Here is a 25078-nt window from a genome sequence, read left to right as displayed (position 1 = left end):
GCTCAGCTCGCCGGAAGCCGCACCGTGAACGTCGTGGATCCCGGTCCGCTCTCCAATTCCACACTCCCTGCGTGCGCCTCCACCACCGCCGCCACGATCGACAGGCCCAGCCCCGCCCCGGCGCCGGACGCATCCGCGCGGCGGCGGTGTTCGGCGCGGGTGAAACGCTCGAAGACGGTCGGCTGGATCCCTTCGGGGACGCCTGGGCCGTCGTCGTGGACGCAGAGGCGGGCCGAGTCGGTACCGGCTTCCAGGGTCACGGTGACCTTGGTGTCAACGGGTGTGTGCAAACGCGCGTTGGCCAATAGGTTGGCCAACACCTGTTGGAGGCGGTGGGCGTCGCCCGGGACCGTCACCGGGTCCTCGGGGAGGTCCAGGGTCCAGCGGTGGCCGGGGCCGGTGGCACGGGCATCGGTGACCGCGTCGAGGACCAGGTGGGTCAGGTCGACGGGATGGCGTTCCAGCGGGCGGCCCGCGTCGAGACGGGCGAGCAGGAGCAGGTCGTCGACCATCTCGCCCATGCGGGCGGACTCGGCCGAGATGCGGTGCAGGGCGCGGGTCACCTCCGGCGGCACCGGGCCGGGGTGGAGCAGGGCCAGTTCGGCGTGGCCCCGGACCGAGGCGACCGGGGTACGCAGCTCGTGGCTGGCGTCGGCGGCGAAACGGCGCAGCCGCTCCTCGCTCGCCTGGCGTTTGGTCAGCGCGCCCTCGACATGGCCCAGCATGCGGTTGAAGGCGGCGGCCACCCGGCCGACCTCGCTGCCCGGGTCGGGGTCCGGAGCGCGTGGCGGCAGCGCCACCTCGCCGCTGGCCAGCGGCAGCTCGCTGACCCGGGTGGCGGTGGCGGCGACCCGGCTGAGGGGGCGCAGGGACCAGCGCACCCAGAAGGCGCCGGCCACGCCGGTCACCACGAGTGCGAGGCCGAAGACGACACCGGCGACCAGTTCCAGCCGGTGGACCGTGGCCTGCACCGGCTCCAGCGGCAGGCCGACGATCAGCACGTCCCCGTCCCGGCCGGCGGTGGCGACGACCCGGTAGTCGTCCAGGGCCGAGAGTTCGACGGTGTGCGGACGGCCGTCGGCCGGTACCCGGGCCAGCCGTGCGGCGTCCTGCGCGGTCAGGTCGACGTTCAGGTCCGCCGCCGGGTCGCCGGAGCGGATGAGCCCCTTGTGGGTGAGCGTGCCGTTCAGCAGGCGGGCGCCGAAGGTGCCGGTGGCCATCCGGCGGGTGTCCCCGTGCTCGTCCCCGTCGTGGTCGTCGGGCAGCTTGCCGCCCCGCTCCAGGCTCTCCGGGAACCGGGTGCCGACCTGGACGAGCTGCTCGTCCAGGCGCTGGGTGAGGAAGCCGTTCAGCTCCACCACCGCCGCCAGGCCCACGGCCGCGCAGCTGACCGCCAGCAGCACCACCAGGCCGACGGTGAGCCGGGCGCGCAGGGTGCGGGGCCGGGGCAGCCGGGCCAGGCGTCCGCGGATGTGCGGGCGGCTCACTTGGCCACCGGTTTGAGGACGTAGCCGGCTCCGCGCACCGTGTGGATCATGGGCTCCCGGCCCGCGTCGAGCTTCTTGCGCAGGTAGGAGATGTACAGCTCGACGACATGGGCCCGGCCGCCGAAGTCGTAGGACCAGACCCGGTCGAGGATCTGTGCCTTGCTGAGCACGCGGCGCGGGTTGCGCATGAGGAAGCGCAGGAGTTCGAACTCCGTGGGCGAGAGGTCGATCAGGTCGCCGGCCCGGGTGACCTCGCGGGCCTCCTCGTCCATGACCAGGTCGCCGACGATCAGCCGTGGCCCCTCGGCCGGCCGGCGGGCCATACCCGCCCGGCGCAGCAGGCCGCGCAGCCGGGCGACGACCTCCTCCAGGCTGAAGGGCTTGGTGACGTAGTCGTCGCCGCCCGCGGTGATCCCGGCGATCCGGTCCTCGACCGCGTCCCGGGCCGTGAGGAACAGCACACAGACGTCGGGCTTCACCTCGTGCAGCCGGCGCAGTACGGCGAAGCCGTCGGTGTCCGGGAGCATCACGTCCAGGACGACGGCGTCGGGCAGCAGCTCGCGGGCGCCGGCCACGGCCGAGGCGCCGTCGCCGGCCGCACGCACCTCCCAGCCCTCGTAGCGCAGGGCGCCGGTGAGCACCTCCGCCAGGTCGGGGTCGTCGTCGACGACGAGGACGCGCAGCGGGGTGCCGTCGGGTCGGGTGAGGGCCGGGCGGCCGGAACGGGTGGTGTTCATCGCGCCTACCAGCATCACCCGGATGGCGGGGTAGGGCGTACCGCCTGCGCTCTGAGTTTTCTCTGAGAAGCGTCGCCGTCCGCTCAACGCCGGCTGTGGACCGCCTCTGAGTCCGCTCTCGAAGGGCCTGGTCAGGGGGTTGTTCAAAGGTTCCTGAGAGCTTCGGCCCGCACAGTGGCCCGGTACCGAGGACGAAGGGACGGTGACCGATGACCACCGTGGATGCGCGGCGGGAGGCCCCGCCCGGGCCCGTGACCGCACGGCGCTCACCCGCCGGGCCGGTGCTGGCGCTGCTGTGGGGCGGGGCCGCGGCCGCGGTCGCGCTCTGGTGGGCGGAGACCGGGTCGGTGGCGGGTACGGCGGGCTGGCTGACCGGCGCCGGGCGGATGGCCGGGCTGCTGTGCGGGTACGCCTGCGCGGTGCTGGTCGGCCTGATGGCGCGGGTGCCGCTGCTGGAGAGGCGGATCGGCTCGGACCGGGTGGCGCGCTGGCACGCGATGGCCGGCCGGTACACGGTCTGCCTGCTCGTCGCCCACATCGTGCTGATCCTCGCCGGGTACGCCGCCCAGGACCGGGCCTCGCTCTGGCACGAGACGGTGACGGTCGTGCTGGACTACCCGGACATGCTCAAGGCCGGCACCGGCACGCTGATCCTCTTCGCGGTCGGGATCACCTCGGCCCGTGCCGTGCGCCTCCGCACGAGTCACGAATTCTGGTACTACGTCCACCTGCTGACGTACGCGGCCGTGTTCCTGGCCTTCTTCCACCAGCTGACGCTGGGGAACGAGTTCAACGGCAAGCCGGTCGCGACCGCCGTCTGGTACACGCTGTACCTGGGCGTCGCGGCCCTGGTGCTGTGGTTCCGGATCCTCGCCCCGGTCCGCCTCAACCGGCGCCACCGGCTGCATGTGGACTCGGTTCACACGGAGGCGCCGGGTGTGTACTCGGTCGTCGTACGCGGACGGCACCTGGATGAGCTGGGGGCGCGGCCGGGGCAGTTCTTCCGCTGGCGGTTCCTCGGCGACGGCATGCGCTGGACGTCGACGCCGTACTCCCTGTCGGCCCCGCCGCGCCCGGATCTGATGCGCATCACGGTCAAGGCGCTCGGCGACCACAGCGCGGCCGTCGCCCGGCTGCGGCCCGGCACCCGGGTGTGGGCGGAGGGCCCGTACGGCGCGCTGACCGCCGACCGGGCCACCGGCCACCGCTCCCTGCTGATCGCGGCCGGCGTCGGCGTCACCCCGCTGCGGGCGCTGTTCGAGACCCTGCCCGGCGAGGTCACGCTGCTGTACCGGGCACGCCGTGCCGAGGATCTGGCGCTCGGCCAGGAGCTGGAGGCGATCGCCCGCCGGCGCGGCGCGCAGGTGCTGTACGCGCTGAACGGTCCCCGGGGCGAGCGCCCGCCCCTGACGGCGGAGTCGCTGCGGGCGACCTTCCCGGGCCTCGCCGGCCACGACGTCTACATCTGCGGGCCGCACGGCTTCGCACGGGACGTGTACGAGGCGCTGCGGGCGGCCGGGGTCCCGGACCGCCGTATCCACCACGAGTCGTTCGAACTGTGAGAGCTGTGAGGCGGACCACGTGCATGCCCTGAAGAAGAACCGCCCCCTGCGCCGCATCGTGCCGGCCGGTGCCGCCACGGTCTCCGCGATGGTGCTGCTGCTGTCGCTGAAGCCGCACACGAGCCCCACGCCGGCCACGGCGGACACCAAGTCGCCTTCGGTGTCGAGCAGTTCGGCTCCGTCCGGCGGTGCCACCTCGGGCCCGGGGACGGTCGGCAGGACCGTCACCGGCGACACCGTGCGGACCCGCTGGGGCCCGGTCCAGGTGCGGGTGACGGTCAAGAGCGGCAGGCTCACGGACGTGACGGCCGTGCAGTACCCGCGGGACAACCCGCGCGACCAGGAGATCAACGGCTACGCCCTCCCCCAGCTGCGGCGGGAGGCGCTGGCCGCGCAGAGCGCGGACATCGACATGGTCTCGGGCGCCACGTACACCAGCACCGGCTACCAGCGGTCCCTGCAGTCCGCGCTGGACTCGGCGGGACTGTGAGGCACCGGCTCTGAACACTCGGCGCATGCGGCACGTATCTGAGGGCCGACGGTCAAGTCCCCCCGGAGGAACCGTGACCACCACGCTCGCAGGCGGACGTGCCGCCCGCCGACAGACGATGCGCCGCATCCGCCCGCGCCGCTCCCCGGCCGTACCGCTGCTGCTCGCCGTCGGGGCGGGCGCGGCGGCCGTGCTGTGGCTCTGGTGGCACAACACACCGTCCGTCGCCGACGACAACAGCAGAATCCTCAACGCGGGCCGGATCACCGGCCTGCTGGCCGGCTATCTGATGGCGCTGGTCGTGCTGCAGATGGCGCGCGTGCCGGCGCTGGAGCGCCGGGTCGGCTCGGACCGGGTGGCCCGCTGGCACGCGATGAGCGGCCGGTACACGCTCTGCCTGATCGTGGCGCACGTCTTCCTCACCATGTGGGGGTACGCGCTGCAGGCGGGCAAGTCGCTGGGCGACATCGTGCAGCAGACCATCGACTCCATCAACCAGCTGCCCGACATGGGCAAGGCCGCCATCGGCACGGGTCTGTTCGTGCTGATCGGGCTGACGTCGATCGGCGTGATCCGCCGCCGGATGCCGTACGACACCTGGTACCACGTCCACCTGCTGACGTACGCGGCGGTGTTCCTGACGTTCTGGCACCAGATCACCACCGGCAACGACTTCGCGGTCGAGCCCATGGCGAAGACCTTCTGGTACGGCCTGTACGGCGCCGTCACCGCGCTCGTGATCTGGTACCGCATCCTCACCCCGATCCGGCTGAACCTCACACACCGGATGCGGGTGGAGGCGGTCATCGAGGAGACGCCGGGCATCGTGTCGGTGCTGATCGGCGGGCGGAGGCTGCACCGGATGGGCGCGGAGGCGGGCCAGTTCTTCCGCTGGCGGTTCCTCGCGCCCGGGATGCGGTTCAGCTCGCATCCGTACTCGCTCTCGGCGGCGCCCCGTCCGGACATGCTGCGGATCACGGTGAAGGCGATCGGCGACCACAGCGCGCGGCTGCGGGAGCTGACGCCCGGCACCCGGGTGTGGGCGGAGGGTCCGTACGGCGCGATGACCGCCCAGCGCCGCAGCCGGGGCAAGGTGCTGCTGATCGCGGGCGGGGTCGGGATCACGCCGATGCGGGCGCTGTTCGAGACGCTGCCCGGGGCGGCCGGTGACATCACCCTGCTCTACCGGGCCAACAGCACTCAGGACCTGGCGCTGTGGGACGAGCTGGCGAAGATCGCCGACGAGCGGGGCGCCCGGCTGATGTACGCGGTCAACAGCCCGGACGGGGAGCGGCCGGACATCTCCGCGGAGAACCTCCGGAAGAAGATCCCGGACGTCGAGCGGCACGACGTCTTCATGTGCGGCCCGGCCGGGTTCGCGCAGTCGGTGTACGAGGCACTGCGCGGCGCGGGGGTCCCCGCCCGCCGTATCCATCACGAGTCGTTCGAGATGTGAGCGGGAGCTGTACGAGATGAGGAAGAGCCACCCCATTCGGCGGGTCATGCTGACCACCGCCGCGACCGTGTCCGGTGTCGTGCTGCTGCTGTCGCTGAAGCCGGCGTCCGGTCCGGCCGCGGCGTCGGCGGCGGGCACGGCCCCGCAGGCGACGGCCGGAGCGCAGGAGTCGCCGCAGGGCGGTACCCAGGCGGCCGGTGCGCAGGCCGGCACGGTCACCGGTGACGCGACGCCGACGCAGTACGGCACGGTGCAGGTGCGGCTGACCGTCAGCAAGGGCAAGGTCACGAAGGCCGAGGCCGTGCAGGCGCCCAAGGGCGGACTCAGCGACCAGAAGACCGCGCTGGCCGTCCCCAAGCTCAACCAGGAGGCCGTCGCGGCGCAGAGCGCGCAGATCGACGCGGTGTCCGGGGCGACGTACACGAGCACGGGCTACAAGAAGTCGCTGCAGTCGGCGCTGGACAAGGTGAAGACGTCCGCGGGAAGCTCCACCGGGTCCTCCGCTGGGTCCTCCACCGGTTCTTCGTCCGGTTCCTCTTCCGGTGCGGCGCAGGCGCGTACGGTCACCGGGAAGGTCGCGCAGACGCAGTACGGCCCGGTGCAGGTGCGGATCACGGTCGCCGGTGGCAAGATCACCAGGGCGGATGCCGTGCAGGCGCCCAAGGGCGGACTCAGCGACCAGAAGACCGCGCTGGCCGTGCCCAAGCTCAACCAGGAGGCCGTCACGGCCGGCAGCGCGAAGATCGACGCCGTCTCCGGCGCCACCTACACCAGCACCGGCTACCAGCAGTCCCTGCAGTCGGCGCTGGACCAGGCCGGTGGCTGACACGGTGGCCGAGTCGGCTGAGGCTCCCGCCGCGGTGCGTCATGCGGAGGAGGTCATGGGGACCGTCTTCTCCTTCGACGTCCGCGGCGGGGAACCCGGTGCGGTGCGGGCGACGCTGGCCGAGGCCGTCGCCGGTCTGCACCGGGCGGACGCGGTCTTCAGCACCTACCGCGAGGACAGCGAGGTCTCCCGGCTGGCCCGGGGTGAGCTGACCGTGGCCGGGTGCGTGCCCGAGGTGGCGGAGGTGCTGGACCTCGCGGCCGAGGCGGAGCGGGTCAGCGAAGGCTGGTTCAGCACGCGTTACCAGGGCTCGCTGGATCCCACCGGCATCGTCAAGGGCTGGGCCGCCGAGCGGGCGGCGCGGCTGCTGGCGGGGGTGGCCGGGGTGAGCGGGGTGAGCGTCAACGGGGGCGGGGACGTCCAGTTGCTCGGCACGCCGGAGCCGCAGCGGCCGTGGCGGGTGGGGGTGGCGGATCCGCTGCGGCCGGGGGGCCTGGCCGCGGTGATCTCGTCGGCGGGGGTGGAGGAGCTGTCGGTGGCGACCTCGGGCACGGCCGAGCGGGGCGCACACATCGTGGATCCGCGGACCGGGAAGTCGGCGGTGTCGGACCTGGTCGCCGTGACCGTGGTGGGTCCCCGTCTGACCTGGGTGGACTGCTGGGCCACGGCGGCGTTCGCGATGGGCTCGCGGGCCGGGCTGGCCTGGCTGGAGTCCCTCCCGGACGTGGAGGGCCTGCTGATCACCGCCGGCGACGAGGTGCGGTGCACCGGGGGGCTGGCGGCGAGGCTGGGCTGAGGCTGGGCTGACGGCGACTTTCCGAGCGAGTTTTCGGGGCGGCTTTTCAGAAACGGTTTTTCAGGGCGACTTTCTCGCCGGAGAGCCATCCGATTCCTGCCCCGGGACGTATCCCGAGTACAGCGAGTTTCGGGAGGAACGCCATGGCTATGTTCAGCGGTCTGCTGCCTGCCAAGCGCCGTGACCATGGGAAGGACACCTCGCAGCACCACGGCCACCACAGTCACCACCACGGCCACGATCACGACCACGGCCGCGCGCACCGGCTGGCTCGACGTGTACGACGCGTGGAGCGAGGAGCGGGCCTGCCGGTGTGTGATCAAGGTGGTGCGACCGGACCTGCGGGGCGAGGCGGGGCTGGGCGAGCGGCTGCTGCGGGAGGGCCGGTGGCTGCGGGAGTTCAGCCATCCGCATCTGGTCCGGGGGTACGAGACCGTCGAGTCGCCCGAGCCGCTCGTCGTCCCGGAGACGCTGACCGGTGAGACGCTGTCCCACCTCGTGCACCGGTTGCGGCGGCGGCCGGCCGCCGCCGATGTGGCGCTGCTCGGCGTGCAGATGTGTTCGGCGGTGCACTACCTCCATGGCCGGGGTCTGCTGCACCTGGAGCTCAAACCGTCCAACGTGGTGGTGGAGCGCGGTCATGCCAAGGTGCTGGACCTGAGCGTCGCCCGGCCGCCCGGACCCGCGCCCGCCGGGGTGGGCACGTGCTGCTACCTCGCTCCGGAGCAGGCCCGCGGCGGACCGCTCACCGCCGCCGCCGACGTCTGGGGCATCGGCGTCACGCTGTTCGAGGTCGCATGCGGTCAGGCGCCGTTCGACTGCGGGGAGAGGGCGGACTCGGCCGACCACGGCGGCGACGGCACGGACGACCGCTGTCCGCAGACGGTGGAGCCCGCCCCCCCGATCGCCTCCCGGCGGCGGCTGCCGGCCGCGCTCGCCGCCGCCGTGGACGGCTGTCTGCGGCCCGACCCGGCGGCACGGCCCACGGTCGCCGAGCTGGCCTCCGCCCTGGAGAGGACCCTGCCGCAGCGCCCCTGAGCCGGACGGGCCCGGCTCACACCTGCGGTTCGACGACGTGGCCCTGCTGCAGGTGGGCCCTGGCGAGAACGGTGCCGTCGGGTGCTGTCAGCCGGGCGCCGGAGAGGGTCGAGAGGTCGCCGGGCGCGGTCACACCCCACCCGCCGTGCCCGCCGACCAGGGGGAAGTCGCCGACGCGCACGGTCGTGCCGTCGGAATGCTCCAGGAGACAGGTGACCTTGCCGGTGTACGAGGCGTGCGGGCCGGCGAGATCGACGGACACGAAGATCCAGCCGGGGGTTCCGGGGTGGGCGTACACCTCGCCGACGGTCGGGCCGCCGGTCGCGGTCGCGGTCATCTCCCCGACCAGCATGGGCTCGGACGTGGTGGCGGGAGCGATCGAGGCGACGACCTGCTCGACGGCGGTGCCGATCGCCCAGCCGGCGAACCCGACGGAGACGACGAGCGCGGTGGCGACGGCCGCGAGCCGCAGCCGGGCCCGGCGGGCCCGCCCGCGCAGGGTCCGGAACGCGCGACCGGATGCGCCCACGAGGCCCTCGTCCGCCGAGGCATGCTCGGCCAGCCTGCGCGCCACGCGGGTCTCGAACCCGGGCGGTGGCGCGCGGTCCGGCAGCAGGCCGATCAGCCTGTCGCCGACCAGGGTGAGCTGGCGGACGTACTCGCGGCAGTCCGCGCACCGGTCCAGATGAGCCATCGCCTCGGCGCGCTCCCGGCCGGGCAGCACGCCCAGCGCCAGCTCGGCGCCGATCTCGCGCAGCTTGTCGCAGTTGGCATCACTGGACATGGTCGCCTCGCTTCGGAGCCGCGAGTGTGGTGCGCAGTTTCGTCATGGCGGCCCTGATCCGGGTCTTGGCGGTGCCGAGCGGGATCTCCTCCGCGTCGGCGATCTGCTGGGCCGTCATTCCGTAGATGCCCGCCATCACCAGGGCCCGGGCCTGTTCCCGGGGCAGCCGCGCCACGGCGGCCCGCAGCTGGGAGGAGGTCTCGTCGGCCAGCGCCCACTCCTCGGGGGTCTCGGTGACGACGCCGACGAGGTCGTCCAGGTCCTCGGGAGCCATCGGCTCGGTCCGCCGTGCCCGGAGGGCGTCGACGGCGAGGTTGTGCGCGATGGTGGACAGCCAGGTGGCGACCGAGCCGCGCCGGGAGTCGTAGACCTGGGCATGCCGCCACGCCCGCTCGAACGTCAACTGTGCGACGTCCTCGGCGAGTTGCTTGTCACGGGTCACGGCCATGGCGACTCCGAAGACCCGGTGCTGGAATCTTCGTACGAAGACGACCGCGAGTTCCGGATCACCGGTGGCCAGCCCGGACAGCAGAGCCTCGTCCGGGAGGCGGCCCACGGGGAACCGGAAACCCGACACACTTCTGTATACGGTCGACGACCGCCAGGGGATTGCCCGGCCACCTGCCCGCCCGCCGCGGAAGATCACATTCCCATTCTCCGCCGACGCGCGGGGTGCCGCATGCGGGCTCAGTGCCCGTTCTGCGCCAGCCTCAGCAGATGGTCCGCCAGGGCCTGTCCGCCGCTCGGATCCCGGCTGATCAGCAGCAGCGTGTCGTCACCGGCGATGGTGCCGAGAATGTCGTGGAGTTCCGCCTGGTCGATGGCCGAGGCCAGGAACTGGGCCGCACCCGGCGGCGTACGCAGGACCACCAGATTCGCCGAAGCCTCCGCGGAGATCAGCAGTTCCTGGGAGAGGCGCCGCATGCGCTCCTCCTTCGCCGACTCCCCGAGCGGAGCGCGGGGCGTGCGGAAACCGCCCTCGCTGGGCACCGCGTAGATCAGCTCGCCGTCGGTGTTGCGGATCTTCACCGCGTTCAGCTCGTCGAGGTCCCGGGAGAGCGTCGCCTGGGTGACGCTCAGCCCGTCGTCGGCGAGCAGCTTGGCCAACTGGCTCTGGGACCGCACCGGCTGCCGGTTGAGGATGTCCACGATCCGGCGGTGCCGTGCGGTGCGGGTCTGCGGCACGGCAGGGCCCGCGCCCCCCGCCTGCTCGTGGTCCTGCGCCTCGCTCATCGTCGTCTCATTCTCCGGATCGTCCGTCCCCATCCGCTGGGTTCGCTGCGCCGAGGATGCCGGGCAGCGCCCGGAGGAAGGCACCCACCTCGTCGTCGCCCAGGTTCAGCGGAGGCATGAGCCGTACGACGTCGGGAGCGGGCGCGTTCACCAGGAACCCGGCCTCCTGGGCCGCCTGCTGCACCTGAGGTGCGTGCGGCCCGGTGAGCACGATACCCAGGAGCAGACCGGCACCCCGTACATAATCGATCAGCGGGTGGCCGAGACCCTCGATTCCCTCGCGCAGCTGCTCGCTCTGCCGCTTGACGTTCTCCAGCAGGCCTTCGCCCTCGATGGTGTCGAGCACGGCGAGCCCGGCGGCGCAGGCGACCGGGTTGCCGCCGAAGGTGGTCCCGTGGTGGCCGGGGTGGAACAGTTCGGCGGCCCGGCCGAAGGCCACGGTCGCGCCGAGCGGCAGTCCGCCGCCGAGCTGCTTGGCGAGGGTGACGACATCCGGCAGCACACCTTCGTGGGCCTGGTACTCGAACCAGGTCCCGGTGCGGCCGACGCCGGTCTGCACCTCGTCCAGGACCAGCAGCGCACCGGTGGCGGCGGTGATCGCCCGCGCGGCCTTCAGATAGTCGGCCGGCGGCACCACCACGCCGTTCTCGCCCTGGACCGGCTCGATGACGACGAGCGCCGTCTCCTCGGTGACGGCCGCCGCCAGCGCCTGCGCGTCGCCGTAGGGCACATGGGTGACATCGCCGGGCAGCGGCCGGAAGGGGTCCTGCTTGGCGGGCTGGCCGGTGAGCGCGAGGGCGCCCATCGTACGGCCGTGGAAGCCGCCGTCGGTGGCGACCATGTGGGTGCGCCCGGTGAGCCGGCCGATCTTGAACGCGGCCTCGTTGGCCTCGGCGCCGGAGTTGCAGAAGAAGACCCGGCCCTCCCGGCCGAAGAGCTGGAGCAGCCGTTCGGCGAGGGCGACGGTGGGCTCGGCCATGAAGAGGTTGGAGATGTGGCCGAGCTGCCCGATCTGCCTGCCCACGGCCTCGACGATCGCCGGGTGGGCGTGGCCGAGGGCGTTGGCGGCGATACCGCCGACGAAGTCGTAGTACTCCCGGCCCTCGGTGTCCCATACCTTCACGCCCTCGCCCCGGACGAGGGGCAGGCGTGGGGTGCCGTAGTTGTTCATGAGCGCGCCCTGCCAGCGCCGGGTCAGGTCCTGGTTGCTCATGACTCCCCCTCTTCGTCGGGCACGACCATGGTGCCGATGCCTTCGTCGGTGAAGATCTCCAGCAGGATCGAGTGCTGGACGCGGCCGTCGATGACGCGGGCGGTCGTCACACCGCCTCGCACGGCGTGCAGGCAGCCCTCCATCTTCGGCACCATTCCGGAGCTCAACTCCGGCAGCAGCTTCTCCAGTTGGGAAGCGGTGAGGCGGCTGATCACCTCGTCGGAGTTCGGCCAGTCCTCGTAGAGGCCCTCGACGTCGGTGAGGACCATGAGGGTCTCGGCGCCCAGTGCCGCGGCGAGGGCGGCGGCGGCCGTATCGGCGTTGACGTTGTAGACGTGTCCGTCGTCCTCGGCGCGGGCGATCGACGACACCACCGGGATACGGCCGTCGGCGAGCAGCGCCTCGATCGCTCCGGTGTCGATCGCGGTGATCTCACCGACCCGGCCGATGTCGACCCGTTCGCCGTCGATCTCGGGCTGGTGCCTGGTGGCGGTGATGGTGTGCGCGTCCTCGCCGGTCAGGCCGACGGCGAGCGGCCCGTGCCGGTTGAGCAGCCCGACCAGTTCACGCTGCACCTGCCCCGCGAGCACCATCCGTACGACGTCCATGGCGTCCTCGGTGGTGACGCGCAGGCCGGCCTTGAACTCGCTGACGATGCCGTGCCTGTCGAGGGCGGCGCTGATCTGCGGGCCGCCGCCGTGGACCACGACGGGCTTGAGGCCGGCGTGGTGCAGGAACACCACGTCCTGCGCGAACGCGGCCTTCAGCTCCTCGTCGATCATGGCGTTGCCGCCGAACTTGATGACGACGGTCTTGCCGTTGTGCCGGACCAGCCAGGGCAGCGCCTCGATGAGGATCTGGGCCTTGGGGAGAGCCGTGTGTTTCCGCGTCGTGGTCATGATGAGTAGGCGCTGTTCTCGTGGACGTAGTCGGCGGTGAGGTCGTTGGTCCAGATCGTCGCGGTTTCGGCGCCCGCGGCCAGGTCGGCGACGATGTGCACCTCGCGGTAGCGCATGTCGACCAGCTCGCGGTCCTCGCCGACGCTGCCGTTCTTGCACACCCACACGCCGTTGATGGCGACGTTCAGCTGGTCGGGCTCGAAGGCGGCCTTCGTGGTGCCGATCGCGGAGAGCACGCGGCCCCAGTTGGGGTCCTCGCCGTGGATCGCGCACTTGAGGAGGTTGTTGCGGGCGATGGAACGGCCCACCTCGACGGCGTCCGCCTCGCTCGCCGCGTTGATCACCTCGACCTTGATGTCCTTGCTGGCGCCCTCGGCGTCGCCGATCAGCTGCCGGCCGAGGTCGTCGCAGACCCGCGTCACGGCCTCGGCGAACTCGGCGTACTCGGGGGTGATGCCGCAGGCACCGGAGGCGAGCAGCAGCACGGTGTCGTTGGTGGACATGCAGCCGTCGGAGTCGACCCGGTCGAAGGTGACCTTCGTGGCCGCCTTCAGCGCCTGGTCCAGTACGTCGCTGTCCAGCTCCGCGTCCGTGGTGAGGACGACCAGCATGGTGGCGAGGCCGGGGGCGAGCATGCCGGCGCCCTTGGCCATGCCGCCGACCGTCCAGCCGTCCCTGGTGACGACGGACGTCTTGTGCACGGTGTCGGTGGTCTTGATGGCGATGGCGGCCTTCTCGCCGCCGTGCTCGGACAGCTGCGCGGCGGCCGTCTCGACGCCGGGCAGGAGCTTGTCCATGGGCAGCAGGACACCGATGAGCCCGGTGGAGCAGACGGCGACCTCGATGGCGCCCCGGCCGAGCACCTCGGCCACCTTCTCGGCGGTGGCGTGGGTGTCCTGGAAGCCCTTCGGACCCGTACAGGCGTTGGCGCCGCCCGAGTTGAGGACGACCGCGGAGACCTGGCCGCTCTTGAGGACCTGCTCGGACCACAGCACCGGCGCGGCCTTCACACGATTGGAGGTGAAGACGCCCGCGGCGGCACGGCGGGGCCCGTTGTTGACCACGAGGGCCAGGTCGGGGTTGCCGTTCTCCTTGATCCCGGCGGCGATCCCCGCCGCCGTGAATCCCTTGGCTGCCGTGACACTCACTGCATCTCCTTGTTCGCTTCTCCGCCCGTGCAGCGCACCAGTGCGGCTTTCGTCGCTGTCTGCGGCCCGGCGGCTGCACGTGCGTCGCTCACGGTGCGACTCCGATCGTGGAAAGCCCGGTGGTCTCGTCGAGCCCCAGGGCGAGGTTCATGCTCTGGACGGCACCGCCGGCGGTGCCCTTGGTCAGGTTGTCGACGGCGCTGATCGCGATGATGCGGCCCACGGCCTCGTCGTACGCGACCTGCACCTGAACGGCGTTGGAACCGCAGACGGACGCCGTCGCGGGCCACCGGCCCTCGGGGAGGAGATGGACGAAGGGCTCGTCGGCGTAGGCCTTCTCGTAGGCGGCGCGGAGCGACTCGGCGGTGACGCCTGCCTTCGCGGACGCGCTGCACGTGGCGAGGATCCCGCGCGGCATCGGCGCGAGGGTCGGCGTGAAGGAGACCCGCACGGACTCCCCGGCGACCCCGCTGAGGTTCTGGATCATCTCGGGGGTGTGCCGGTGGCCGCCGCCGACGCCGTACGGGGACATGGAGCCCATGACCTCGCTGCCGAGCAGATGCGGCTTGGGAGCCTTGCCCGCGCCGGAGGTGCCGGACGCGGCGACGATCACCGCCTCGGGCTCGGCGAGTCCGGCGGCGTAGGCCGGGAACAGGGCGAGGGTGACGGCGGTGGGGTAGCAACCGGGCACCGCGATGCGCTTGGACCCCTCCAGCGCGGCGCGGGCGCCCGGAAGTTCGGGGAGGCCGTAGGGCCAGGTGCCGGCGTGCTCCGAGCCGTAGAACCGCTCCCAGTCGGCCGGCTCCTTCAGCCGGAAGTCGGCGCCCATGTCCACGACGAGGACGTCGGGGCCGAGCTGCTCGGCGACGGCGGCGGACTGCCCGTGCGGCAGCGCGAGGAAGACGACGTCGTGCCCGGCGAGCGCCTCGGCCGTGGTCTCGGTGAGCACGCGGTCGGCCAGCGGCAGCAGGTGCGGCTGGAGCGCACCGAGACGCTGGCCCGCGTTGGAGTTCCCGGTCAGGGCACCGATCTCGGCCTCGGGGTGCGCAAGGAGCAGGCGCAGGACCTCACCGCCCGCGTATCCGCTCGCTCCGGCCACCGCCGCACGTACCGCCATGTCCATCCTCCTCGTGATGGCATGACTATACGTTTCCCCGCAGTTTTATGCAATGGATTATGCGATCTGCTTGGGCAGCATCACCCAGCGGGACACGACGAAGGTGACGGGGATCGCCGCCGCCGAGGCGAGCAGCGGGGCGAAGCGGCTGCCGGCATGGAGGAGATCGACGACGACGTAGACGCCCAGCGTCGTGACCAGGAAATTGGTGACGTTCGTCAGGGGGAACAACAGGAACTTCCGCCAGGTGGGCCTGATCCGGTAGGTGAAGCGCGCGTTCAGGAAAAAGGAGCCGATCATACTGATCACGAAGGCGAGGACGTGCGCGAAGAGATAGGGCAGCCAGTTCAGGAACAGCAGGTAAAGGCCGTAATAGGCGGCGGTGTTGACCACACCGACCATGGCGAAGGTCACTATCTGTCGCTTCACGGAATGAGGTCTTTCTGGTAGAGGCAGCCCGTACCCAGCCAGACGGCGGCGCGCAGCGGGCGGTTGCCGGGGCACAGGCACGTCGTCGCAGCCGGCGGCTCGTAAGCTCGACCCATGGATGTGCAGCCGCGGTACTGGCCGGTCGCCGATGTGCTGGCGCATCTCGCCGGGCGCTGGGGCGTGCAGCGCACCGTGCGGGATCTGGCGAGCGGAGACGAAGGCCGCTTCTCGGGAATGACCGTCTTCAGCCCGCTCCCCGGCGGAGGACTGCTGCACGAGGAGTCCGGCACCTTCACCTGGCAGGGCGTGGCCCGGCCCGCCACACGGACGCTGCGGTTTCTGCCGGGGCCCACGCCGGGCACGGCGGACGTGCGGTTCGCGGACGGGCGGCCCTTCCACGAGCTGGACCTGACCTCGGGGCGGTACGTCGCCGGCCACCCGTGCGCGGCCGACCTCTACCGGGGCGAGTTCACCGTCCGGGACGCCGACCACTGGCGCACGGTGTGGCGGGTCGGGGGTCCGGCGAAGGATCTGGTGCTGACCACCGACTATGTGCGCGAGGGCTGAGCCGGGCCCCCGTCGAGACGGAGGTTCCAGCGGCCCGCGCGGCCGGTGACCGTGGACGTGGACAGCGGGCGCACGTCGATGTTCCAGTAGCTCGCGGGCGGCGCCTTCAGGACGTAGACCAGGGCCGCGCGGATCACGGCGGGCTCGGCGACGGCGACGATCCGGCCGCCGTCCTCCGCCGGCCGGGTGTCCAGCCAGCCACCGACCCGGGAGATGAAGGCCAGCAGGGACTCGCCGCCGTGCGGGGTGGCGCGCGGGTCGGCGAGCCAGGCGTCCACCGCCTCCGGCTCGCGGGCCATCGCCTCACCCAGGGTCATCCCGCGCCAGCGGCCCATGTCACAGTCCCGCAGCGCCAGTTGGACCAGCGGGGCGTACCCCAGCGCGTCGCCGGTGGCCCGGCTGCGCGGGGTCGGCGAGCAGTAGCGCAGTTCGGCGGCCGCGAGCGGCAGCAGGTCCCCGGCGGCGCGTTGCACCTCGTCCCAGCCGGCCTGGTCCAGCGGCCGGTCGTCGTCGAAGCGCTCCGCGAGCAGCGGGGAGCTGCGTGCGGGGGCGACGAACGTGACCTTCAGTGGCATGCGGTGATGGTGTGACGCCCGTGTGCCCGGGTCAAGGGCTACCGCCTGTGAGATACCCGGGGTGAGCAACCGCTTACTCGAAGGGGTGCCGGCTGGGGAAGGGCGTCGTCAGTGGCGGCGGGCCTGCTGCGACCCGGAGACCTCGTCACAGGCCGCCCGCAGCCGCCGTACCCCCTCCGCGATCTCCCCGGTGCCGGCGACCGCGGCGAAGCTCAGGCGGAGGTGGGCGGCGGGGGGTTCGGCGCTGAAGTAGGGGCGGCCGGGGGTGAGGGCGACGCCCGCGCGGAGGGCGGCCGCGGTGAGGGCGGATTCCTCGGTGCCGTCGGGGAGGCGCAGCCAGAGGTGGTAGCCGCCGGAGGGGATGTGCGGCAGGGCGGGCTCGGGCAGGTGCAGGGCGAGCGCGGCCGTCATGGCGTCGCGGCGGGCCTGCAACTCGGCCGACAGCGCCCGCAGATGGCGGGGCCAGGCAGGAGAGCCGACCAGTTCCAGGGCCGCCTCCTGCAGCGGCCGGGGGACGAAGAAGGTGTCCACGACCTGGATGGCGCGCAGCCGCTCCAGCACCGGACCGCGCGCGGCCAGGGCGCACACCCGGAAGCTGGGCGAGGTCGCCTTGGTCAGCGAGCCGACGTGCACGACCACGCCGTCCGGGTCGTCGGCGGCCAGCGGGCGGGGGAGCGGGCCCGCGTCGGCGTGCACGAGGCGCCGTACGAAGTCGTCCTCGATGACGAAGGCGCCGGCCTCGCGGGCGATGCGCAGCACCTCGGCGCGCCGGTCGGGGGCCAGCACGGCGCCGGTCGGGTTCTGGAAGAGCGGCTGGCAGACGAACACCCGGGCGCCACTGGCCCGGAAGGCGTCGGCGAGCAGCTCGGGGCGTACGCCGTCGGGGTCGACGGGCACCGGGACCGGGCGCAGCCCCGCGGCGCGGGCGAGGGCCAGCATGCCGGGATAGGTGGGCGACTCCACCAGGACCGGGGCGCCGGGCTGGGCGAGCGCGCGCAGGGCGGTGGCCAGCGCGGACTGGCCGCCGGCCGCGATCAGCACCTCGGCCGCGGTGACGCCCCCGCCGATGCCGCGCGCGAACCACTCCCGCAGCTCCGGCAGCCCCTCCAGCGGCGGCCTTGCCCAGGCGCCCGGCCGCCGCCCGGCCCGCGCGAGGGCCGCGGCCATGGCCCGCTCGGGCTGGAGCGAGGGATGCAGATAGCCGCCGTTGAACTCCAGCACGCCGGGCGGGGGCGCGGCCAGCGAGACCGTGACCCCAGAGGCGTCGACCGTGCGCGGTACGAGCTCGGCGGCGCCGTCGGCGCTCAGCGCGACCTCCTGCCAGGAGGTGTCCCCGGCCGGGCTCTGCGTCGCGCGCGGCCGGGCCCGGAAGGCACCGGCTCCGGGCCGGGTCACCACCAGCCCCTCGGCGGCCAGCTGGGCCAGGGCACGCGAGACGGTCACCGGACTCACCCGGAAGCGCTCGACCAGCTCCCGGCTCGACGGGAGCTTTCCACCCGGAGAGTAGCGGTCGAGGTCCCGCCTGAGCTGTTCTGCCAGTTCACTCACGCTGCTACGCTGGTGCATGAGAACACAGAGTAGCGCTACTGCCCCGAGCCCGATAGCGGTCACCACCCATCGCGAGCGCCGCGGCCTCGGCACCGGCCTGGCCGCCCTGGGCGTCGCCGCCTTCTCCCTGACCTTCCCGGCCACCGCCTGGGGCCTGGAGGGCTTCGGCCCCTGGTCGCTGGTGGCCGTGCGCAGTGTCCTCGCCGCGCTCGTCGCGGGCGGCTGTCTGCTCTTCCTGCGCGTTCCGCTGCCGGAGCGCCGGCATCTGCCGGGTCTCGCGGTCGTCGCCGCCGGTGTCGTGCTCGGCTTCCCGATGCTGACCACGCTCGCCCTGCAGACCTCCACCACCGCGCACGCCGCCGTCGTGGTGGGCCTGCTGCCGCTGACCACCGCCGTGCTCTCGGCCCTGCGCACCGGCAGCCGTCCCTCGCGCCGGTTCTGGCTGGCCGCGCTGGCGGGGGCCGCGGCCGTGGTCGCCTTCACCGTCGCCCAGAGCGGGGGCGCGCTCACGGCCGCCGACGGCTATCTGTTCGCGGCCCTGCTGGTGTGCGCGGCCGGCTACACCGAGGGCGGCCGGCTGGCCCGGGTCATGCCGGGCTGGCAGGTGATCGGCTGGGCCCTGGTGCTGTGTCTGCCGCTGAGCGTGCCCGCCGCCGCGGTGGCCCTGACGTCCGAGCCCGTCCGGCTCACCGGGCACGGCATCGCCGGCCTGCTGTGGGTGGCGCTGGGCTCGCAGTTCCTCGGCCTGGTCGTCTGGTACCGGGGGATGGCCACGATCGGCATCCCTCGTGCCAGCCAGTTGCAGTTGGCTCAGCCGCTGCTCACACTGGTGTGGTCGGCGCTGCTGCTCGGCGAGCACTTCACGGCGGCCGCTCCCGTGACCGCTGTCGCCGTGCTTGTGTGCATCGCCGTCACACAGCGGTCGTGAGCGTGAGGAGAGCCTGACATGCGTGCCAAAAAAGGCGACAAGCTGGTCCGGCACGGCAGGGTGGTCGGCGAGCACGACCATGTCGTAGAAGTCGTCGAAGTACTCGGTCCCGAGGGGAACCCGCCCTATCGCGTCCGAGCCGAGGACGGGCACGAGACGATCATGTCGCCGGGGCCCGACTGCCTGGTGGATCACCGGAAGGAGCACCAGCGGTAGCTCACCGCGGCGGCTTCGCCGACCGCCCGTAGTGGTCGGCGATCACGCGTGACATCGCCCCGATCGGGTCCGCCGCCACGTCCTTGGCGGCGAAGAACACATGCCCGTGGACCTGCGGGTGACGGGCGGCAAGGGTGAGGTGCCGGGACAGCTCGACCGGGTCCTGCCAGGCCGAGGGCTGCCCGGCCGCCCCCGCCTTGTACAGGGCCTCGCCGATGTACAGGTGTGTCCCGGTACCCTCGGCTACCGCCGCCCACCAGTCGACCAGCTTCGCGTAGTCGGCGGCACCGAAGCCGATGTGCCAGTACAGCTGCGGGACGACGTAGTCGATCCAGTGGCTGCGCACCCAGGTACGGGTGTCCGCGTACAGGTCGTCGTACGTCTGCACGCCCGCCCGGGTGTCCGAGCCGCGCGGGTCGGTCGAGGCGTTGCGCCATACCCCGAAGGGGCTGATCCCGAACCGGGTGCCGGGCCGCACCCGCTTGATGCCGGCGGCCGTCTCCTGCACCAGCCTGTCGATGTTGTCCCGCCGCCAGGCGGCCCGGCCGGGGAAGTCGCCGCCGTAGCGGTCGTAGGCGTCATCGTCGTCGAAGGTCTGCCCGGCGACCGGATACGGGTAGAAGTAGTCGTCGAAGTGGACGGCGTCGACGGGGTAACGGGCGACCGCGTCGAGGATCGCCCGCTGGACGAAGGCACGCACCTGGGGCAGGCCGGGGTTGTAGTAGAGCCGCCCGCCGTAGGGCACCACCCAGTCGGGGTGCTCGCGGGCCGGGTGTGCGGGGGCGAGCCGGCCGGGGTCGGTGTGGTTCGCGATCCGGTACGGGTTGAACCAGGCGTGCAGTTCCAGGCCGCGGGCGTGGGCCTCCTGCACCGCGGTGCCCAGCGGGTCCCAGCCGGGGCTGTGGCCCTGGGTGCCGGTGAGGTACTCGGACCAGGGCTCGTACGGTGACGGCCACAGGGCGTCGGCGGTGGGCCGTACCTGGAAGATCACCGTGTTGAGCCGGTCGCGGGCCGCCTTGTCGAGATGGGCGATCAGTTCCTCGCGCTGTGCGGCGGCCGTGAGCCCGGGGCGGGAGGGCCAGTCCCGGTTGGACACGGTGGCGAGCCACACGCCCCGCATCTCGGCGGTCGCACGGGGCCGCCGGCCCGCTGCCGCGGCCGTACCGGGCGCCGTGACCAACGTCGACAGGGCCGCCAGAGTGAAGGCCCGCCGTGCCAGGTGCGCCACCCGCACCACCCCCTACGCTCCGGATCCGCTCCGTCACGGATCGTTTCGCGCCCAAGGATGCACCCACCCGGACGATCGATCATCGATACTTGGCGGTAACGTGCACGATCGGAGCAGGCGCCGAACCCGGAGGTCCTGCCAGCGAGCCGGAGAACCAGCGAAGGGGTCGATGTGACAGGCTTCCCATCGGGAGATATTGCGCGCGTCGGAGTCGTGGGCTGCGGCCAGATGGGCGCGGGCATCGCCGAGGTGTGCGCCCGCGCGGGACTGGACGTGAGGGTCGCCGAGACCACCGGCGACGCCTTGGAGATCGGCCGTACCCGGCTGCTCAACTCCCTGGCCAGGGCCGCCGAGCGCGGGAAGATCACCGAGGAGGAGCGGGACGCCACGCAGGCGCGGCTGAGCTTCACCACGGACCTCGGCGAGTTCGCCGACCGCGACCTGGTGATCGAGGCCGTCGTGGAGAGCGAGGCGGTGAAGACGGAGATCTTCCAGGTGCTCGACCAGGTGGTGACCCGCCCGGACGCGATCCTCGCCTCCAACACCTCCTCGATCCCGCTGGTGAAGCTGGCGGTCGCCACCTCCCGCCCGGACCACGTGGTCGGCATCCACTTCTTCAACCCCGCCCCGGTGCAGCAGCTGGTCGAGCTGATCCCGGCGCTCACCACCTCCGAGGGCACCCTCGGCCGCGCCCAGGTGTTCGCCGAGAAGATGCTCGGCAAGCACGCCATCCGCGCCCAGGACCGCTCCGGCTTCGTGGTGAACGCGCTGCTCGTGCCCTATCTGCTCTCCGCGATCCGGATGTTCGAGTCGGGCATCGCGAGCCGCGAGGACATCGACAACGGCATGGAGATGGGCTGCGCCCACCCGATGGGCCCGCTGAAGCTGTCCGACCTGATCGGCCTGGACACCATCGTCTCCATCGCCAACTCCATGTACGCCGAGTACAAGGAGCCGCTGTACGCCGCTCCCCCGCTGCTGCAGCGCATGGTCGAGGCGGGCCGGCTGGGCCGGAAGACCGGCTCCGGCTTCTATACCTACGGCTGATCACACAGAGCTACGCCTTACGGGCCCGGCACCGCACTCGGTGCCGGGCCCATTCATTTCACACACCGTGTGCGCGCCGGGCACGCATATGCCCATCGCACACGCTCCCCATGCGCCCACCAGGCGAGTTCACTCTTCATGCCCATGCAACGGATGTGGAGGACCACATTCGGCCACAGAGAGGAATGCAACGTGACCACCGATTCCGATCATTCCGTGGTCCAGGAGGAACTCGCAGAGTTACGTCGCCGCCTCGACGTCGCGTACGCCCGCGTCGAGGGAGGGCTGGCGCTGCTCAGTCACCGCACCAAGGAGACCGCCAAGGAAGTGGACGAGCTGAACTCCCGGATGATCGCCCTGGAACACGCACGCTGGCCCTTGCCGTCACTCGCCGCGCTCACGGCCCTCGGAGCGCTTGTCGTGACGGTCTGGCAGGCACTGGCCCGCTAGCCTTCGGCGAGCCTGAGGTGGTGCAGCAGGAGTAACGCGGCCGCCATGTTGGCGGCCGGGACCTCCCCACGGGCGATCAGGTCGGGAACGAGTTTGAGCGGGACCCATTCCCGGCGGTCCGACTCGAAGTCGTCCACGGGATGCCCGAGGTACTCGCCCCGGTCGGACCAGTAGATGTGGTGCCGGGCGTCGGTGAGGCCGTTGGACGGCTCCACGCTCATGAGGTGGTGCAGGGGCCCCGGCCGCCAGCCGGTCTCCTCCTCCAGTTCCCTGGCGGCCGCGCTCGCTATGTCCTCGCCGTCCTCGACGACGCCCGCGGCCAGTTCCCACCCCCAGCTGTCGGTGATGAACCGGTGCCGCCACAGCAGCAGCACCTCGTTCGCCTCGTTGACCACGGTGGCCACGGCCACGGGCCGCAGCCGGATGAGGAAGTGGTCGAGGTGCCGGCCGTCCGGCAGCTCGACATCAGCGAGATTGACGCTGAACCAGCGGTTTTCATACACAGTTTGTTCGCTCTGTTTCGTCCACTGCACGGTTCTGCCACCTTCCGCCGAGTAAGTGGCAATATCGCAGCAGGGACGGTGCACCTACAGAGGACCTACAGCGGTACGCGCAGTGCCCCGTCGATGAGTTCGGCGGCCTCGGCGGTGCCGGCCGAGCCACAGCGCACCAGGTGTTCGCGTACCGCGCGGAGTCTGTCGCGCAGCCGCTGGGACTCCATGCCGCGTGCCTGCTCGGCCATCTGCACGGCGGTGGCCACGGCCTTGTCGGCGTTGCCCTGGCGCAGCTCGATGGTGCTGAGCATGGCCAGCCGGTGCACCCGCCCCCGGTCGTGGGCGGGGTTGTCGACGGCCGCCGCCGCGTGCTCCCCCGCGGCGGCCAGCTCGCCGAGGCTCAGCAGCGCCTCGGCCACCTGCACATTGACCAGGCCCGGCTGGACATAGCCGGTCTCGTCGGGTTCGTATCCGCGCCGGATCCGCTCGCTTGCCGTCTCCGCGCGCCGGATGCAGGACAGGGCGCTGGCGGAGTCGCCGAGATGGGCGTACGCCTTGGCCTGCATCGCGTAGAGGTCGGAGGCGAGGGCCGGGGTGATGTGCTTGCCGGCGGCCCGCAGCGCGGCCTCGGCGAAGGCGACGGCCTGCCGGTACTCCCGCATGAACAGCGACTGGTTGACCAGCAGAGCTATGACGTATGCCCCAAGACCCCGGTCCCCGCTGGCCTTTGCCAGTCTGAGCGCCTGGTGGAAGTAGCGCTGTGCGAGACCGTGCGCATCGGAGTCGTACGCACAGATGCCCGCGATCGCCACCAGCCCGCCGGTGGCCCGGTGCAGTTGGCGTCCGGTGGCGTCGGTGTAGCTGCCGCGCAGCAGCGGCGCCGCCTCGGCGTTGAGGAAGCCCACGATCCGGGTGCGGGTCGCGATGCCGCCGGCCTTGCGGTACATCTGCTCGTAGTGCGTCCGCGCGGCCCGGAGCATCTCGATGTCGGCCGCGGTGACCCGGTGCCGGCCGCCGCGGGAGACATCGACGTCCTCGGGCGGGTTCTCCCACTCCCACACCGGCATGACGGCCGGGGTGCCGGTGACGGCGGGGGCGCCCAGCACATGCGGCCGCTGCTGTTCGTCGGAGCGCCACAGGGCGGTCGCCCGCTCCACGAAGCCGTTCAGCGAGCCGACGTGCGGGGTGCTGGGCTCGCCGGGCACGCCCAGGCCGATGTCGTCGAGGGTGACGGGTCGGTGGAGGCGGGCGGCGAGCACCTCACAGATCAGGTCGGGCACCTGGCCGCGCGGTCGCTGGCCCTTCAGCCACCGTGCCACGGCGGTGTGTTCGTACCGGAGCGCGAGGCCCCGTCTGCGGCCCGCCTGGTTGACATGGGCGGCGAGACCGGCGTGCGAGATCCCCGCCTCGTCCAGGATCGCGTCGAGCAGAGTGTTGGGCTGCATGGGATGCCCCCCAAGTGGCCTGGTGCGGCTCAGCGTAGTGGCTCCGCCTTCGCACGGGGTGTGAACGGAGTGCCCGCATCCGCAGCGTACGCACGCTGTCGCACAGCGTGGCGGTACCGATTTACTGGGAATCCTCGCAAGAGGCCGGCCAAGCCGCCGGCTCCCCCTCGAAAAGCGGCGGCTTGGCCCCCGGCGGCTGCCTCCGGCGCTTGGGCCGGCGACGGCCGGGGCGGCTAGCGGTGCGTCGTCGGCTGCGGGTTGTCCGTGGCCGGGCACGCCCGCGCGGCGGAGCCGCAGGTGTCACCGTCCCGCGTCCTCAGGAGGTGGGAGCCCGCCCTGCTCCGGTCGTTGCGCAGCACCAGTACGGCTATGTCGTCCGCGGGTTTGCCGCCCGTGTGGTGCAGGAGCGCGGTGAAAAGCGTGCGCAGGACGGTCTGCGCGGAGACGGGGCAGTCCCCTACGGCGTCGCTCAGCGTCGTCGGCAGCGAGAAGAACCGGCCCTGGCTGTCCCTCGCGTCCTCCACGCCGTCGGTGAACAGGACCAGGTACTCGCCCGGCACCAGCTCACCGCAGGACTGCGTGTCCAGCTCGGCGGGGAGCGGGAAGGGGCCCAGCGGCGGGAGCGGTTCGAGACGGGTCAGCGGTTCCACACTCGGCCCGCTGATCCGATACGGCCACGGGTGACCGCAGTTGAGGGCGCGCAGCGCGCCGTCCCGGTCGATCTCCAGGAGCAGGACGGTGACGAACTCCTCGGCGACCGGGTGATCGGGTTCCGGGCTGCCGTGCGCGGGGTGTTCGGCGCGGGCGCGTTCGCGCAGGTGCCGGGCGAGGGCACGCTCCAGCCGGCGCAGCACTCCGCCCAGTTCGGGCTCGTCGTGGGCGGCCTCGCGGAAGCTGCCGAGGACGGCGGCGACGGTGCCGAGGGCGGCCAGACCGTGCCCGCGTACGTCTCCCATCACCACCCGCACCCCGTGTTCGGTGGCGATCGCCTCGTACAGGTCGCCGCCGACGGTGGCGCCCCGGTCCGCGGACAGCTGGGCGGCGGCGAGATTCAGCCCGTCGAGGCGTGGCGGCAGCGGACGCAGTACGACGCTCTGCGCGGCCCGCGCCACCCGGCGGGCCTGCCTCAGCTCACGCAGCAGCGCTCGGCGGACATGGAAGATGAGCCCGGTGCCGACGGCGAAGAACACGGCGCTGGTGACGATGCGCGGCCCGAGCCCGTTCTGCTGGGCGAGCGGGCACCCGAACTTGTAGACGACCGCCACGGCTCCCCAGAGCGTGGGCAGTGCGGCTCCCCGAACGGTGGGTGCCCGTGCCTTGATGCGGATCATGCCTCTGGTCCCCCAAGTGGGCCCTGACAGAGCA

The 25078-nt window shown here is 72.3% G+C and carries 27 protein-coding genes; 11 read left to right on the top strand and 16 right to left on the bottom strand.

Annotated features, from left to right (window positions below; translation table 11 throughout):
* Positions 1-2: 2 nt before the first annotated feature.
* Together BFF78_RS33700 and BFF78_RS33695 are read right to left on the bottom strand one after the other, a co-directional pair.
* Positions 3-1487: a sensor histidine kinase gene (locus BFF78_RS33700; RefSeq protein ID WP_227025981.1), complete on the bottom strand. Its 1485-nt coding sequence runs from the start codon at positions 1485-1487 to the stop codon at positions 3-5.
* Positions 1484-2224 (bottom strand): response regulator transcription factor, encoded by a 741-nt coding sequence (locus BFF78_RS33695; RefSeq protein WP_069781902.1) that lies wholly within the window; start codon positions 2222-2224, stop codon positions 1484-1486. The genes BFF78_RS33700 and BFF78_RS33695 overlap by 4 nt, the downstream gene beginning before the upstream one ends.
* Before the next feature lie 209 nt (positions 2225-2433).
* Between BFF78_RS33695 and BFF78_RS33690 the strand changes: the two genes are divergently transcribed.
* The 6 genes from BFF78_RS33690 to BFF78_RS33665 all read left to right on the top strand — a co-directional run bounded on the left by BFF78_RS33690 (position 2434) and on the right by BFF78_RS33665 (position 8392).
* Positions 2434-3786: a ferredoxin reductase family protein gene (locus BFF78_RS33690; protein ID WP_069781901.1), complete on the top strand. Its 1353-nt coding sequence runs from the start codon at positions 2434-2436 to the stop codon at positions 3784-3786.
* 19 nt (positions 3787-3805) lie between these two features.
* A complete protein-coding gene (locus BFF78_RS33685) occupies positions 3806-4276 on the top strand; it encodes an FMN-binding protein (protein ID WP_069781900.1) in 471 nt (156 codons plus the stop codon).
* 73 nt (positions 4277-4349) lie between these two features.
* Positions 4350-5732: a ferredoxin reductase family protein gene (locus BFF78_RS33680; protein WP_069781899.1), complete on the top strand. Its 1383-nt coding sequence runs from the start codon at positions 4350-4352 to the stop codon at positions 5730-5732.
* 46 nt (positions 5733-5778) lie between these two features.
* A complete protein-coding gene (locus BFF78_RS33675; RefSeq protein WP_069781898.1) occupies positions 5779-6558 on the top strand; it encodes an FMN-binding protein in 780 nt (259 codons plus the stop codon).
* Positions 6551-7354 carry an FAD:protein FMN transferase gene (locus BFF78_RS33670; RefSeq protein WP_418346716.1) on the top strand — a complete coding sequence of 268 codons (804 nt, stop codon included), beginning with the start codon at positions 6551-6553 and terminating at the stop codon, positions 7352-7354. The genes BFF78_RS33675 and BFF78_RS33670 overlap by 8 nt, the downstream gene beginning before the upstream one ends.
* Before the next feature lie 186 nt (positions 7355-7540).
* Positions 7541-8392 (top strand): serine/threonine-protein kinase, encoded by an 852-nt coding sequence (locus BFF78_RS33665; protein ID WP_069781897.1) that lies wholly within the window; start codon positions 7541-7543, stop codon positions 8390-8392.
* 16 nt (positions 8393-8408) lie between these two features.
* On the opposite strand, the gene BFF78_RS33660 is transcribed toward BFF78_RS33665, so the two are convergent.
* From BFF78_RS33660 to BFF78_RS33625, 8 genes are all read right to left on the bottom strand, one after another.
* Complete coding sequence (locus BFF78_RS33660) at positions 8409-9176, bottom strand: hypothetical protein (RefSeq protein WP_069781896.1); 768 nt, start codon at positions 9174-9176, stop codon at positions 8409-8411.
* Positions 9166-9753, bottom strand: a complete 588-nt coding sequence (locus BFF78_RS33655; protein WP_069781895.1) for an RNA polymerase sigma factor — start codon at positions 9751-9753, stop codon at positions 9166-9168. Before BFF78_RS33655 ends, BFF78_RS33660 begins: the two co-directional genes overlap by 11 nt.
* 110 nt (positions 9754-9863) lie before the next feature.
* Positions 9864-10409, bottom strand: coding sequence for an arginine repressor (locus BFF78_RS33650; protein ID WP_069781894.1), 546 nt, complete (start codon positions 10407-10409; stop codon positions 9864-9866).
* A gap of 7 nt (positions 10410-10416) precedes the next feature.
* On the bottom strand, positions 10417-11622 hold the full coding sequence (locus BFF78_RS33645) for an acetylornithine transaminase (protein WP_069781893.1): 1206 nt from the start codon (positions 11620-11622) through the stop codon (positions 10417-10419).
* Positions 11619-12521, bottom strand: a complete 903-nt coding sequence (gene argB, locus BFF78_RS33640; RefSeq protein ID WP_069781892.1) for an acetylglutamate kinase — start codon at positions 12519-12521, stop codon at positions 11619-11621. The genes BFF78_RS33645 and argB overlap by 4 nt, the downstream gene beginning before the upstream one ends.
* Positions 12518-13669 (bottom strand): bifunctional glutamate N-acetyltransferase/amino-acid acetyltransferase ArgJ, encoded by a 1152-nt coding sequence (argJ, locus tag BFF78_RS33635; RefSeq protein ID WP_069781891.1) that lies wholly within the window; start codon positions 13667-13669, stop codon positions 12518-12520. Before argJ ends, argB begins: the two co-directional genes overlap by 4 nt.
* 88 nt (positions 13670-13757) lie before the next feature.
* On the bottom strand, positions 13758-14786 hold the full coding sequence (gene argC / locus BFF78_RS33630; protein ID WP_069781890.1) for an N-acetyl-gamma-glutamyl-phosphate reductase: 1029 nt from the start codon (positions 14784-14786) through the stop codon (positions 13758-13760).
* Between the two features lie 57 nt (positions 14787-14843).
* The gene (locus tag BFF78_RS33625; protein WP_069783968.1) at positions 14844-15188 is read right to left on the bottom strand and encodes a GtrA family protein; all 345 of its coding nucleotides are present in this window, start codon (positions 15186-15188) and stop codon (positions 14844-14846) included.
* Between the two features lie 141 nt (positions 15189-15329).
* Between BFF78_RS33625 and BFF78_RS33620 the strand changes: the two genes are divergently transcribed.
* Positions 15330-15782, top strand: a complete 453-nt coding sequence (locus BFF78_RS33620; protein ID WP_069781889.1) for a DUF6314 family protein — start codon at positions 15330-15332, stop codon at positions 15780-15782.
* Here BFF78_RS33620 and BFF78_RS33615 read toward each other — a convergent pair.
* Positions 15764-16357: a histidine phosphatase family protein gene (locus BFF78_RS33615; protein WP_069781888.1), complete on the bottom strand. Its 594-nt coding sequence runs from the start codon at positions 16355-16357 to the stop codon at positions 15764-15766. The genes BFF78_RS33620 and BFF78_RS33615 overlap by 19 nt on opposite strands.
* A 108-nt stretch (positions 16358-16465) precedes the next feature.
* Entirely contained in the window at positions 16466-17923 is a 1458-nt protein-coding gene (locus BFF78_RS33610) for an aminotransferase-like domain-containing protein (RefSeq protein ID WP_193433590.1), read from the bottom strand.
* On the opposite strand from BFF78_RS33610, the gene BFF78_RS33605 reads away from it, so the two are divergent.
* The gene (locus BFF78_RS33605; protein ID WP_069781886.1) at positions 17922-18833 is read left to right on the top strand and encodes a DMT family transporter; all 912 of its coding nucleotides are present in this window, start codon (positions 17922-17924) and stop codon (positions 18831-18833) included. The genes BFF78_RS33610 and BFF78_RS33605 overlap by 2 nt on opposite strands.
* An 18-nt stretch (positions 18834-18851) precedes the next feature.
* Entirely contained in the window at positions 18852-19049 is a 198-nt protein-coding gene (locus BFF78_RS33600) for a DUF1918 domain-containing protein (RefSeq protein WP_069781885.1), read from the top strand.
* Position 19050: 1 nt separating this feature from the next.
* Here BFF78_RS33600 and BFF78_RS33595 read toward each other — a convergent pair whose 3' ends face one another.
* A complete protein-coding gene (locus BFF78_RS33595; protein WP_418346715.1) occupies positions 19051-20277 on the bottom strand; it encodes a glycoside hydrolase family 10-like protein in 1227 nt (408 codons plus the stop codon).
* 171 nt (positions 20278-20448) lie between these two features.
* On the opposite strand from BFF78_RS33595, the gene BFF78_RS33590 reads away from it, so the two are divergent.
* The gene (locus BFF78_RS33590; RefSeq protein ID WP_165289386.1) at positions 20449-21324 is read left to right on the top strand and encodes a 3-hydroxybutyryl-CoA dehydrogenase; all 876 of its coding nucleotides are present in this window, start codon (positions 20449-20451) and stop codon (positions 21322-21324) included.
* Between the two features lie 192 nt (positions 21325-21516).
* Positions 21517-21774 carry a hypothetical protein gene (locus BFF78_RS33585; protein ID WP_069781884.1) on the top strand — a complete coding sequence of 86 codons (258 nt, stop codon included), beginning with the start codon at positions 21517-21519 and terminating at the stop codon, positions 21772-21774.
* Here BFF78_RS33585 and BFF78_RS33580 read toward each other — a convergent pair.
* From BFF78_RS33580 to BFF78_RS33570, 3 genes are all read right to left on the bottom strand, one after another.
* Positions 21771-22307 (bottom strand): NUDIX hydrolase, encoded by a 537-nt coding sequence (locus BFF78_RS33580; protein WP_193433589.1) that lies wholly within the window; start codon positions 22305-22307, stop codon positions 21771-21773. The two genes, BFF78_RS33585 and BFF78_RS33580, sit on opposite strands and share 4 nt — an antisense overlap.
* 65 nt (positions 22308-22372) lie before the next feature.
* Positions 22373-23713, bottom strand: coding sequence for a transcriptional regulator (locus BFF78_RS33575; RefSeq protein WP_069781882.1), 1341 nt, complete (start codon positions 23711-23713; stop codon positions 22373-22375).
* A 233-nt stretch (positions 23714-23946) separates the two neighbouring features.
* On the bottom strand, positions 23947-25044 hold the full coding sequence (locus tag BFF78_RS33570) for a PP2C family protein-serine/threonine phosphatase (protein WP_069781881.1): 1098 nt from the start codon (positions 25042-25044) through the stop codon (positions 23947-23949).
* Positions 25045-25078 lie beyond the last annotated feature (34 nt).

It is taken from the genome of Streptomyces fodineus, from assembly GCF_001735805.1.
GTDB classification, from domain to species: Bacteria; Actinomycetota; Actinomycetes; order Streptomycetales; family Streptomycetaceae; genus Streptomyces; species Streptomyces fodineus.
Note: the sequence above shows the minus strand (reverse complement) of the source record. Positions and strands in the feature narration are given on the sequence as shown.

Coding starts and splice junctions, on each gene's coding strand:
- BFF78_RS33695 (WP_069781902.1), bottom strand. CDS start 2,224: ATGAACACCACCCGTTCCGGCCGCCCGGCCCTCACCCGACCCGACGGC.
- BFF78_RS33690 (WP_069781901.1), top strand. CDS start 2,434: ATGACCACCGTGGATGCGCGGCGGGAGGCCCCGCCCGGGCCCGTGACC.
- BFF78_RS33675 (WP_069781898.1), top strand. CDS start 5,779: ATGCTGACCACCGCCGCGACCGTGTCCGGTGTCGTGCTGCTGCTGTCG.
- BFF78_RS33665 (WP_069781897.1), top strand. CDS start 7,541: ATGGGAAGGACACCTCGCAGCACCACGGCCACCACAGTCACCACCACG.
- BFF78_RS33660 (WP_069781896.1), bottom strand. CDS start 9,176: ATGTCCAGTGATGCCAACTGCGACAAGCTGCGCGAGATCGGCGCCGAG.
- BFF78_RS33650 (WP_069781894.1), bottom strand. CDS start 10,409: ATGAGCGAGGCGCAGGACCACGAGCAGGCGGGGGGCGCGGGCCCTGCC.
- BFF78_RS33645 (WP_069781893.1), bottom strand. CDS start 11,622: ATGAGCAACCAGGACCTGACCCGGCGCTGGCAGGGCGCGCTCATGAAC.
- argB (WP_069781892.1), bottom strand. CDS start 12,521: ATGACCACGACGCGGAAACACACGGCTCTCCCCAAGGCCCAGATCCTC.
- argC (WP_069781890.1), bottom strand. CDS start 14,786: ATGGCGGTACGTGCGGCGGTGGCCGGAGCGAGCGGATACGCGGGCGGT.
- BFF78_RS33625 (WP_069783968.1), bottom strand. CDS start 15,188: ATGGTCGGTGTGGTCAACACCGCCGCCTATTACGGCCTTTACCTGCTG.
- BFF78_RS33620 (WP_069781889.1), top strand. CDS start 15,330: ATGGATGTGCAGCCGCGGTACTGGCCGGTCGCCGATGTGCTGGCGCAT.
- BFF78_RS33615 (WP_069781888.1), bottom strand. CDS start 16,357: ATGCCACTGAAGGTCACGTTCGTCGCCCCCGCACGCAGCTCCCCGCTG.
- BFF78_RS33605 (WP_069781886.1), top strand. CDS start 17,922: ATGAGAACACAGAGTAGCGCTACTGCCCCGAGCCCGATAGCGGTCACC.
- BFF78_RS33610 (WP_193433590.1), bottom strand. CDS start 17,923: ATGCACCAGCGTAGCAGCGTGAGTGAACTGGCAGAACAGCTCAGGCGG.
- BFF78_RS33600 (WP_069781885.1), top strand. CDS start 18,852: ATGCGTGCCAAAAAAGGCGACAAGCTGGTCCGGCACGGCAGGGTGGTC.
- BFF78_RS33575 (WP_069781882.1), bottom strand. CDS start 23,713: ATGCAGCCCAACACTCTGCTCGACGCGATCCTGGACGAGGCGGGGATC.
- BFF78_RS33570 (WP_069781881.1), bottom strand. CDS start 25,044: ATGATCCGCATCAAGGCACGGGCACCCACCGTTCGGGGAGCCGCACTG.